This is a genomic window from Clostridia bacterium, from assembly GCA_017405765.1.
GTDB lineage: Bacteria > Bacillota > Clostridia > Oscillospirales > RGIG577 > RGIG577.
The window spans coordinates 49,193-60,463 of record JAFQZS010000044.1; the positions used below are offsets into that span (position 1 = coordinate 49,193).

Sequence of the window (11,271 nt, forward strand, 5' to 3'; positions counted from 1 at the left end):
CTCATGCCGCGTTTATTTTGAATAGGGTGGTTTTTCCTATGAGTTTCAAAGATATGATTTTTAAAAAGGATATATCTTCAAATAAAGCGAAAAGATGCGCCGCGCTTATTCTGGCGGCGGGAGCAAGTTCGCGGATGGGACTTGCCGCAGGTCAGAGCAAGCAGTTCCTTATGATAGGCGACAAGCCGATGCTCGGGATTACTCTTCTGGCATTTGAGCGCTCGCCTGACATTTCCGAAATAGTTGTAGTTGCAAGAAGCGAAGACTTTTCCGTAATACGGCATATTGCAAAGGAATTATCTATATCAAAGCTTAAAAATATTGTGGCGGGCGGTTCTACGCGCTCCGATTCGTCTCTGCACGGTGTGCTTGAGCTCTCCGGCAGATGCGAATATATTGCCGTTCATGACGGCGCGCGTCCGTTTGTAACTCAAAAAATAATACACGAAACATGCAGTGCCGCAAAAACTTACGGTGCGGCAGTTCCCGGTTTTGCGCCGTTCGATACTGTCAAAGAAATTGGCGCCGACGGAGCTGTAATAAAAACGCTTGACCGCGACAAGCTTCGTCTGATACAGACGCCGCAGGTATTTGAATACGAGCTTTTAAAAAAGGCTTTGCTTAACGTAAAAGAGAAGAATTTGAAGATCACCGACGATGCGTCGGCAGTAGAGGCGCTTGGGCACAAGGTATATATTACAGATGGCGACCGCGACAACATAAAGGTAACATCTGCCGGAGATATCGCAGCGGCGGAGCATATACTTAAAGCTAAAACAGATAAGAAAGAGTGGATTTATGGTTAAAATAGGATACGGATATGACGCGCACAGGCTCGTTGAGGGAAGAAAGCTTATTATAGGCGGTGTGGATATACCGTATGAGAAGGGACTATTGGGTCACTCTGACGCTGATGTGCTTACCCATGCAGTTATCGACGCGATAATCGGCGCTCTTGGCGCCGGGGATATAGGCAAGCATTTTCCGGACAGCGATATGGCATATAAAGATGCCGACAGCCTGGTACTGCTTAGAAGAACATTTGAAATAATGCGTGAGCGCGGCTATAAAATCGGAAACGTAGACGCAACCGTAGTCGCTCAAAAGCCGCGTCTCGCGCCGCATATATCGGCTATGTGCGAAAACCTGGCGCGCGTTTTAGAATGCCCTCCCGACGATGTGAACATAAAGGGTAAGACTACCGAGGGAATGGGCTTTGAAGGTAAAGGCGAGGGGATAAGCGCACACGCAGTCGCTCTTATAACGAGCGAGGTTTAAAAGGCGCTGTAAACGCCTCTGATCTAACGCAAAGCAGAGTGAAAGCCATGGATCATTCGGCAGAAGAACGCTTCGTGCGTTCGTTTATACGAAAAAAACGCCGCGAGCGCCTTTTATATGAGCTTACGACGCCCGAAAAGCGATACGACGGCGTAAGCAGGTTCTGTCACCATGCAGGCGAGCTTATCGAGCCTGCGAAGATCGCAATATCGGGCGGGAATATGGATTGGTCGTCTGACTTTTGGCATTTTGTTAATACTCATGACGAATCATGCTACGTTTTGTCTCCCGATCCTTATTTAGACGAACAGTTCCTGCCTTTGGCTGACGCCGTAACGCGGGCGGCCGTCTGCTTTGACGCCGTACTTATTCTAGGCAGCGGTTTTGCCGTCGTTTTCGGCGAGGCCGTAAAGGGTGGGAGAGAGAAATATCTTCTCTGCGAGCCGACGGACGTATCAAAAAAGCGGCGCTGAATTAAAAGACTAAAAAAGATGCAGACGAAACAGCCTGCATCTTTTTTACGTTTCCGGCGCAAAGACCGGCAATTTTTTATTCAATTGTCCTCCGAGTATCTCTTTAAGAACAGCTTCGTTCTTTCCTCGCGCGGGTGGTTTATTACCTGACGCGGGTCGCCCTGCTCAACGATAACGCCCTGATCCATGAATATGACGCGGTCGGCCACGTCGCGCGCGAAGGCCATCTCGTGCGTTACTATGACCATCGTGCGCTTTTCCTGCGCCAGCGCGCGTATTACCTTAAGTATCTCTCCCGTAAGTTCAGGGTCGAGCGCGCTCGTAGGCTCGTCGAAAAAGAGCACCTCGGGATGAAGCGCGAGCGCGCGCGCTATCGATACGCGCTGCTGCTGTCCGCCCGAAAGCTGATAAGGATACGAGTCGTGCTTATCGGAAAGTCCCATCTTTGCAAGCAGATCCTTCGCTTCCTCCACGGCCTTTTCCTTCGGCATTTTCAAAACGTGTATAGGCGCCTCCGTAACGTTTCGCATAACTGAAAAGTGGGGGAACAGGTTGAAATTCTGAAAGACGAGACCGATATTCAGCCGCATTTTTCTAAGCACCTGAGGCGGGGAATATATGAGCTTTCCGTCAGGAGACATGCCTGCTATCATATTGTCGTTAAGCAGCGTTATCTGACCGTCGTCTATGGTTTCAAGCTGGTTTATACAGCGGAGTATCGTAGATTTGCCTGAGCCGGACGGGCCTATTATCGCAACTACCTCGCCCTCGTCAACGTCAAACGAGATGTCGGAAAGCACTACGTTGTCACCGAACGCTTTTTTTATGTTTTTTACGCTTAATACAGCCACTTTCCTCACCCCTTATTTGTAATAGTCGAGCTTCTTCTCAAAGTAAGCGAACGCCGCGGTAACTATCCAGTTCAGAACGAAATAGAATATACCGGCTACGAAAAGCGGTATGACCGACGTTTTAAAGCTTGCCTGCTTCGACGACAGTGCAAACAGCTCCGCCACGCCTATCGTTTGGGCGAGAGCCGTATCCTTTACGAGCGTGATAACTTCGTTGGCGCTGGCAGGAAGTATGCGCTTTACGACCTGCGGCAGTATGATCCTAAAGAAGGTCTGCGCTTTGGTAAATCCCAACGCGCCCGCCGCTTCGTACTGTCCCACCGGCATTGATTCTATGCCGCCGCGGAATATCTCCGCAAAGTAAGCCGCGTAATTCAGAACAAACGCTATGATTATAGCCGCAAATCTGTCGTAAGAGAGCTTGAACACGTAATAAGGGCCGAAATACACGATCAAAATCTGCAGAAGCAAAGGCGTTCCTCTCATGATAAGTATGTAAATATTTATCGGAACGGAAACGATCTTATACTTTGATTTTTTTGCAAACGAAACGAGAAAGCCGAGCGGCACCGCTATAACTAAAGTTATGCCGAAAATCTTAAGCGAAGTAAGAACGCCCTGAAGCAAAATAATGAGCAGCTTGCCCATATACTCGGCGTCTATCGTTGCAAAAAGCGATTCCATGAGAGCACCCCCTTTGGTCCTTCAAAAATACCCGTAAAAGGCACGCGCTAAGCGTGCCTTTTACTTACCGTATGTCAACGCAGTTTATTACTCGATTATAGTAACGTCGGAGCCGAACCACTTCGTGGAGATCTCGGCAACTGTGCCGTCTTCCTTGAGCTCGTGGAGAGCCTGCTGTACGGCGTCGCGGAGAGCCTGGTCGCCCTTTCTGAAGCCTATAACGTAAACTTCGGGGGAAAGACCTTCTTCAAGCACCTGATAATCCTTGGCGTTTGCGGAAATTGTGTAATTTGCAACTACCTTGTCCATGAATACGGCGTCGCATCCCTGTGCTTCCATGTCAAGAAGCGCGGTCATGTTGTCCTTGAAGCCGACTATGGTGATGTCAGCCGCCAGATCGGAAGCCTCTAAGATATCCTGAGCGGTGGAGCCGTTCTGTACTGCAACGGTCTTGCCCTTAACATCTTCGATGCTTGCGATGGGAGAACCGTTAGCAACAACGAATACCATGTCGTTGTTAAGATAGGGATCGGAAAGATTCATAGCCTCGTCGCGCTCTTCGCTGTAAGACATACCGTTCCAGATCATGTCGATGTTGCCGCTGTTAAGCTCCATTTCCTTTGCGTCCCAGGAGATGGGCTGAACTGCAAGCGTAACGCCGAGCTTGTCGGCAACTGCCTTTGCAAGGTCGATATCAAAGCCTACGATCTCGTTATCGTCGTTTCTGAAGCCCATCGGCGGGAAACTGTCGTCAAGACCTAAGATGATCTCGCCCTTAGCCTGAACGTCTGCAAGGGAAGTGTCGTCCGCCGTGTCCTGAGCCTCTTCGCCCTGAGCGTCGCCTGCTTCTTCCTCCGTCTGCTGTGCATCGGAAGTATCTTCCTTATTGGTGTTCGAGCAGCCGGCAAATACGAATACTGTAGCCATCATAAGGATCGCCAAAAGAAGTGCCAGTAATTTTTTACCTTTCATTTTCTCATACCTTCCTAAAATTAGTTATTGCATCAAATTATATTTTGACGCGCTGTTATTATAGCGCACTATCACGGTAAAGTAAAGTATTAAAGGCAAACTTAATAAAAATATTGCATAAAAAGGGGAATATGAAGCGTAAACTGATATGCTCGGAGGTGGATAAGTTGACGTGTTACTTTAATATTGAAGTTGTAAGCGCGCCGTCTTTTTACAAAAGGCTTTCGTTTTTAAGAAAAAAGCCCGAGATCGAGGTGCTTAGGCTGACGCGCGAAAGAGAGCTGCTTTATACGCGCATTTTAACGTATAAGAACGAATCTGCGCGCACCGTCGGGCAGCGAATAAAAAAGGCGGCCGACGATGCTTTCGAAATGGGCATGGACGCGGCGCTTTCGTCCGATGAGCGATTTACAAAGCTTCTTTGTGATTTGGGGATCGATACGCAGGCAGATATGGCCGCATATATTTTTTCGCACGCCGAAAAAATAATACGCTTCGCGTTAATGCAGACACAATTCGCGAAAGAGGACGCCGCAGTGATATGCGACGATTCGGGGCGTCGTATTTCGCATGGGCTCGTCGATATGATCTCCGCCGTGTGCCGCAATATTTGCGTCGTAAGTAAAGACGAGAAGACGGCGGAAGCTTTCTGCCGCGATCATTTTGAGCGCACCGGGATACCTGTAATATCCGGCGGGGGAGAAATACTTAAAAATAGCGCGCTCATCATATCTTTCGACGGCATTTCGCGTCTTTCGCTCAAAGACGTGCCGCGCCGCGCGCTTAGTATAGACCTAACAGGCGAAAGACCGCCGCGCCTTTCATGCCGCGCGGCATACGGCTTCGTTCCCGCAAGCGAATGCGCTGACGCGGGGATAAAGGGCGAGGACTTAATGAAGCTTTTCGCCATGGAGAATATAGCGGATTTCGAGGTGGAGCGGCTGCTTTTTTCATAGCGGTTTTTGTATAACAAACCGCGGTCGCCATTGAGGATGGCGACTGCCGACATAGAGATACGCATCCTGCTTTGGAGAATACGGATCGCCGCATTGCTTTGCTCCTTTGGGCGATCGAGAGGGCATGCTTTCAAAATAATACACCCGCGCCGACTTTTTTCTATTGACAACGCGCGCGGCGGCATATATAATACTACATATGTTCAAATGGAGTAATAGAATTTTTGATACCGAACGCATACACGTTCGGTATCAGATTTTTAGATTTAAGGAGTAGAAGATGAGCAGTCATAAGAAGATAGTCCTTACCTCGGAGGGACTTGCAAAGCTTGAAGAGGAGCTTAACGAAAGAGTATCCGTAAAGCGCGCCGAAATCGCCGAAAAGCTTAAAGTTGCGCTTTCCTTCGGCGACCTTTCCGAGAATTCCGAGTACGACGAAGCAAAAAACGAGCAGGCCATGAACGAGAGCCGCATCGTAGAGCTTACGGCGATGTTAAAGAACGCCGAGGTTCTTGACGAGGATGAAATAGACTCGAATAAAGTGAACATCGGCTGCACCGTAAAGGTTATAGACAAGGAATTTAACGAAGAAATAGAGTATTCCATAGTCGGCTCTACCGAAGCCGACCCGCTGGAGTATAAGATCTCCGACGAATCGCCGCTCGGTCACGCACTTATGGGACGTCACGTTGGCGATATATGCGAAGTACACGCGCCCGTCGGCGTATTATACTATGAAATAACCGACATAAGAAGAACGAAATAAGCGTCCCGCCAAGGCGGGATATTCGGGCGCGCGGGCGGGCGCGTCCCTTCTTTTTATACAAATGCAGATTATTGAGAGGAGTTTATAAATCATGGCTGACGTAATAAAGAACTCAATCGAGCCGGCAGCGGACGGCGAGCAGCAGTACAGCGACCTCGTGAGAGTGCGCAGAGAAAAATTAAAGGAGCTCGTTTCCAAGGGAAAGGACCCGTTTGAAGAAGTAAAATTTGAAAGAACTACGTACACGGACGCAATTTTAAAGAATTTTGACGCGATGGAGGGCAGCACCGTAAGGATAGCGGGCCGTATAATGTCAAAGCGCGATATGGGCAAGGCGTCGTTTGCCGATCTGTCCGACAGATTCGGAAAAATTCAGCTTTACGTGCGTGTAAACGAGCTGGGAGAGGACGTTTACTCCGAATTCAAAAAGCTTGATATAGGCGATATCATCGGCATTGAGGGAGAAGTGTTCCGCACGAGACGCGGCGAGATATCGGTAAAGCTTTCGTCGTTTACGCTGCTTACGAAGTCGCTTCTGCCGCTTCCCGAAAAGTTCCACGGCTTAAGAGACACCGACCTTCGCTACCGTCAGCGCTACGTCGATCTTATTGTAAATCCCGAAGTAAAGGAAGCATTTGAAAAGCGCAGCCGCATAATCACCGCGATACGCTCGTTTTTGGAGGAGCGCGGCTATATCGAAGTAGAAACGCCCGTGCTTTCGCCGATAGCAGGCGGCGCGGCGGCGCGTCCGTTCATCACGTATCATAATACGCTCGGCATAACGATGTATCTTCGCATCGCGACGGAGCTCCACTTAAAGCGCCTCATCGTTGGCGGTCTTGAAAAGGTGTACGAAATAGGCCGCATCTTTAGAAACGAAGGCATGGATATAAAGCATAATCCCGAATTTACGACTATAGAGCTTTACGAGGCGTACAGCGATTATCACGATATGATGGACCTTACCGAAGCCATGATAGTACACTGCGCGAAAACGGTGCTCGGCACAACGACGATAAATTATCAGGGCGAAACGGTCGAGCTGAGCGGAGGCTTTGAGCGCATCACCATGAACGACGCGATAAAGAAGTACACGGGCGTTGACTTTTACTCAATAACGACCGACGCGGAGGCAAAGGCCGCAGTGCAGTCTTTGGGCGTCGAAGTCGAGGGCGATCCCTCGTGGGGCGATCTTATGAACCTTGCGTTCGAGGAGCGCGTAGAGGACAAGCTCGTGCAGCCTACGTTCATAATGGATTATCCGATAGAGGTCTCGCCGCTCACGAAAAAGAAGCCGGGCACGAACGGCCGCATAACGGAGCGTTTCGAGCTGTTCGTAACGGGGCGCGAGCTTGCAAACGCATATTCCGAACTTAACGACCCCATTGACCAGCGCGAGCGTCTCGTTCGCCAGGCCGCTATGAGAGCGTCGGGCGACCTTGAGGCAAATATGATGGACGAGGACTTTCTAAACGCGCTCGAATACGGTATGCCTCCGACGGGCGGCATGGGCATGGGCATAGACAGGCTCGTTATGCTTCTTACCGACAGCGCGTCTATACGCGACGTGCTTTTATTCCCGACAATGAAGCCTGTGGGACAGACCGCAGCCGAGGCGCAGCCCGCTTTTGAAGCCGAAGAAGCGCCCGCGCAGTCCGAAGAAGCCGCAGAGGAAGCTCCCGTTACAGAAGAAAAGATAGACTTTTCAAACGTAGTTATAGAGCCGCTCTTTGCCGATACGGTAGATTTTGAGACATTCTCAAAGAGCGATTTCCGCGCCGTAAAGGTGCTTGAGTGCGAAGCCGTGCCGAAGTCGAAGAAGCTATTAAAGTTCACGCTCGACGACGGAAGCGGCGAACCGCGCACCATACTTTCCGGCATACGCGCGTACTACGAGCCCGAGACGCTCGTGGGCAAGACGTGCATCGCTATAGTGAACCTTCCGCCCAGAAAGATGATGGGCCTTGAGTCCTGCGGCATGCTGATATCCGCCGTACACAAGGAAGGCGAGGAAGAGAAGCTCAATCTTCTTATGGTAGACCCGCACATCCCGGCAGGCGCGAAGCTGTACTGATAAAGTACACCATGGCATGTACTCTTTTGCCAAAAAACCGTGACGTACTTCATTGTCGGATTTTAGCTGAAATGTACGCAAATACACCATAAGTACACCAAAGCGGCTATAAACCGCTGCAGATGACCGAAAATCGCACATTTTTACCAAGAGCTCCGATTTGATTTCGGGGCTCTTGCTATCCGGATAGCCTGTGAGAGCGGAATAGAAAAAAGACTGTCGCAGGAGTGTTCAAGTGGCAAAATCGGGATTTGCGGAGGTGATGTACCGTGTACGTTGAAGTAATTGCGGAGGAAACTGATTCTCATGTTTAACATTGATGATTATTTGCGAAATGTGATTGAGGAGTGTAAAAGCGCTTTCGGTGGCCGACTGCTGTACGTCGGACTTCAAGGCAGCTATATGCGTGGTGAAGCGACCGAAAAAAGCGATATCGACGTTATGATCGTCCTTGACGATTTTTCCGTTGCAGATATGGACGTGTACCGTAAGATTCTGAAGAACATCGGTGAGTATGAAAAATCTTGCGGGTTTATTTGCGGTAAGGACGAGATGATGCGGTGGAATCCCCTTGAGGTTTGCCAGCTGCGCAACTCGACAAAGGATTTATTTGGCGAATTGAAAGACGTTCTCCCAACAGCGACACGGGAAGACGAGATAAACTATGTCAAACTGAGTTTGGGAAATCTGTACCACGAACTCTGCCATCGATATATACATGCGGACAAGAAGAATATCGCCGCATTTCGCGGCACTTGTAAAGGGCTATTTTTCCTGATCCAGAATCTGCATTTTCTGGAAAGCGGATCATTTGTCACGACGAAGCAAGATCTCAAAAAACAGGTGTACGAAAAAGATCGCGCTATACTTGAAATGGCGGAATTGCCGGATGATTTTGATTACGATATGGCTTTCCATCTTGTTTTTGACTGGTGCCAGAGCGCATTCGATCGAATCGACCGAATACAGTAGTGAACGGCAAATTCAGATTTGTCGAGGCGCTTCTAGGCGATTGCTTGGAGGCGCTTTTTTATTTTCCGAGCCTATACTTCCGGCACATTTCAAATCTTTGGCAGTACCGGGTACATTATGACCATGAAGGAGGTACAGGATACATGGGACACAGTTTTGCCGAAGTGCATCCGGAGCTTGTCTGTGAGTGGTCCGACAGGAACGCTCCGCTGAAGGCAACGGATATTACATACGGATCCAGAAAACGGTATTGGTGGATCGGGCAATGCGGGCATGAATGGCAGGCCAGTCCGAAGGACAGACACGCCGGTGAACGATGTCCCTATTGTGCCAGAATGAGAGTTTTGGAAGGATTCAACGATCTTGCTTCAATCAGACCGGATCTGGTCGCTGAATGGTCTGCGGATAATGAACCGTTGCTGCCAACACAGGTTAATGCTCAATCTCACCGTAAGGTGAAATGGAAAGGCTTGTGTGGCCATGAGTGGGAAGCTGAGATCAGAGCAATGGTCAAGGGCACAGGCTGTCCGTATTGCTCGAACAATAAGATTATGCCGGGTTTCAATGATCTTGCTACAGTTCATCCTGAGCTTGCAAGAGAGTGGTCGCCGAGAAATCTGCCCTTGACTCCGGATCAGGCACCGGCAGGAGCCAACCACATGGTATGGTGGCGATGTGAGAAAGGACATGAATGGCAGACTCTTATATCTACCCGCGCAGGTGGAAGCAAATGCCCTTACTGCAGTGGGATCAAGCTTCTGAAGGGCTTTAACGACTTTAAAACAAGATTTCCTGAGCTTGCAAAGGAATGGTCAGAAAAGAATCTCCCGCTGCTTTCTGAAGATATAAATGAAAAGTCCCGTCTGAATGTCTGGTGGAGATGCAGTTCCTGCGGACATGAATGGCAGTCGGTCGTATATACAAGGGTCCACGGCGGCTCATGCCCCGTTTGCTCAGCCCGTAAAGTGGTGCCGGGTATAAATGATCTGGTATCCACAGATCCGGCTATTGCTGAAGAATGGGATTATGATAAAAACAAATGCGGTCCGGAAAGATACTCTCGATATTCTATGTAACATATCTGGTGGAAAGAAAGCTGCGGACATTCATGGAATATGAGAATATCCGAAAGAACGCTGGAACAGAAGGGCTGCAGCGTATGTGAGGCAGAGTTCGTTTCAGTTTTTCCGCAGCTGGCGGCTATGTACTATGCAGGAAAATACGGTTTCAGAACCAAACTGAATGATGAGACTCTGATAGGACTGCCGCTTGATACATTGATTCCTTCCGCCGGGATCGCCATTGAAGCAAAAGAGCTGTCCGGTTTCAGAAAGAAGATTGAGGAATGTTCGGTCAGGCGCTTGCTGTGCAGGAAGCAAGGGATCCAGCTGTATACGATAGCTGACATGAAATTGCCGGAGGACCCACATATTATTTTCAGAGGATCTTCCTTGACGGATCTTCTTGACGCGGTGCTCACTGCGTTCAGGAGATCAAATATATACATAAACGCAGAGCCCGAGAGAGATATCGGACTTATACGGAAGAACTATTTCCGCTGGCGTCGATCAATATAACTGAATAAGCGGCCCGAAATTACTGCAGCCGGAGGAACCATGATTTGTTGAACAGCAATTATGCTTTCGATTTTTCAAAAAACTGCTCCGTTGGATCGTAACCGCTGACAAACGAAGCGCTCAAAGGCGCCGAGATAGCAAAAAAAGCGATAGAAGATAACGATCGGCTCTTTACTGCGGAAGATTTCACAAATACAGTCCGCCTAATGTGAATCAGAGACGGATATCAAGATACAAGGTTTGATATCAGTCTAAATAAGTGTAAAACACTTGATAAAAATATTATCAAAACCTCACACGAATATACCGGCAAACAGCCCTATATTAATACAAAGGAGGAATACGTATGGATTGCCCGCGCTGCGGTACGCCTATGGAGGACGGCGTTTGCCCTAACTGCGGTTTCCCTGTGAACTGCCTAAGGTGCGCTTTACAAAACCTCGCACGAAAAAATTATACGAAAGCGCCCTGTATTTATATCGTCGCAAGTAAGCGGTGATACGCAAAAGGGGAGCTGCAGCGATTTTTAGAGGCCGTCCCGAAAATTGTGTAAACCTCCGATAAGGTGTAAAATAGAAGCACCATATTGGAGGTTTAATTATGAGCAGCAGAAGAAAACGCAGTTCCGAGGAACGAGCACGGAGGGAGAAAATTCGTGAATTGCTGCA

The 11,271-nt window shown here is 49.0% G+C and carries 10 protein-coding genes and 1 pseudogene; 8 read left to right on the plus strand and 3 right to left on the minus strand.

Annotated features, from left to right (window positions below; genetic code table 11):
• Window positions 1-38: 38 nt before the first annotated feature.
• Genes ispD through IJG50_07995 form a run of 3 tightly spaced genes read left to right on the plus strand, consistent with a single transcriptional unit; the run spans window position 39 to window position 1,751 of the window.
• Window positions 39-806, plus strand: a complete 768-nt coding sequence (ispD, locus tag IJG50_07985) for a 2-C-methyl-D-erythritol 4-phosphate cytidylyltransferase (GenBank protein MBQ3379783.1) — start codon at window positions 39-41, stop codon at window positions 804-806.
• On the plus strand, window positions 799-1,278 hold the full coding sequence (locus tag IJG50_07990; GenBank protein ID MBQ3379784.1) for a 2-C-methyl-D-erythritol 2,4-cyclodiphosphate synthase: 480 nt from the start codon (window positions 799-801) through the stop codon (window positions 1,276-1,278). Before ispD ends, IJG50_07990 begins: the two co-directional genes overlap by 8 nt.
• 47 nt (window positions 1,279-1,325) lie before the next feature.
• A complete protein-coding gene (locus IJG50_07995) occupies window positions 1,326-1,751 on the plus strand; it encodes a hypothetical protein (protein ID MBQ3379785.1) in 426 nt (141 codons plus the stop codon).
• Window positions 1,752-1,831: 80 nt separating this feature from the next.
• On the opposite strand, the gene IJG50_08000 is transcribed toward IJG50_07995, so the two are convergent.
• From IJG50_08000 to IJG50_08010, 3 genes are all read right to left on the minus strand, one after another.
• Window positions 1,832-2,602: an amino acid ABC transporter ATP-binding protein gene (locus tag IJG50_08000; GenBank protein MBQ3379786.1), complete on the minus strand. Its 771-nt coding sequence runs from the start codon at window positions 2,600-2,602 to the stop codon at window positions 1,832-1,834.
• Between the two features lie 12 nt (window positions 2,603-2,614).
• Window positions 2,615-3,250: an amino acid ABC transporter permease gene (locus IJG50_08005; GenBank protein ID MBQ3379787.1), complete on the minus strand. Its 636-nt coding sequence runs from the start codon at window positions 3,248-3,250 to the stop codon at window positions 2,615-2,617.
• A gap of 123 nt (window positions 3,251-3,373) precedes the next feature.
• On the minus strand, window positions 3,374-4,258 hold the full coding sequence (locus IJG50_08010; GenBank protein ID MBQ3379788.1) for an amino acid ABC transporter substrate-binding protein: 885 nt from the start codon (window positions 4,256-4,258) through the stop codon (window positions 3,374-3,376).
• 167 nt (window positions 4,259-4,425) lie between these two features.
• Here IJG50_08010 and IJG50_08015 point away from each other — a divergent pair, with 167 nt between their 5' ends.
• The 5 genes and pseudogenes from IJG50_08015 to IJG50_08035 all read left to right on the plus strand — a co-directional run bounded on the left by IJG50_08015 (window position 4,426) and on the right by IJG50_08035 (window position 10,603).
• A complete protein-coding gene (locus tag IJG50_08015; GenBank protein ID MBQ3379789.1) occupies window positions 4,426-5,214 on the plus strand; it encodes a hypothetical protein in 789 nt (262 codons plus the stop codon).
• A 280-nt stretch (window positions 5,215-5,494) separates the two neighbouring features.
• Window positions 5,495-5,980, plus strand: coding sequence for a transcription elongation factor GreA (greA, locus tag IJG50_08020; GenBank protein ID MBQ3379790.1), 486 nt, complete (start codon window positions 5,495-5,497; stop codon window positions 5,978-5,980).
• A 91-nt stretch (window positions 5,981-6,071) separates the two neighbouring features.
• Window positions 6,072-8,054: a lysine--tRNA ligase gene (lysS, locus tag IJG50_08025; protein ID MBQ3379791.1), complete on the plus strand. Its 1,983-nt coding sequence runs from the start codon at window positions 6,072-6,074 to the stop codon at window positions 8,052-8,054.
• A gap of 306 nt (window positions 8,055-8,360) precedes the next feature.
• Complete coding sequence (locus IJG50_08030; GenBank protein MBQ3379792.1) at window positions 8,361-9,026, plus strand: nucleotidyltransferase domain-containing protein; 666 nt, start codon at window positions 8,361-8,363, stop codon at window positions 9,024-9,026.
• Window positions 9,027-9,169: 143 nt separating this feature from the next.
• A pseudogene (locus IJG50_08035) lies at window positions 9,170-10,603 on the plus strand (zinc-ribbon domain-containing protein).
• The last annotated feature ends 668 nt before the right edge of the window (window positions 10,604-11,271 follow it).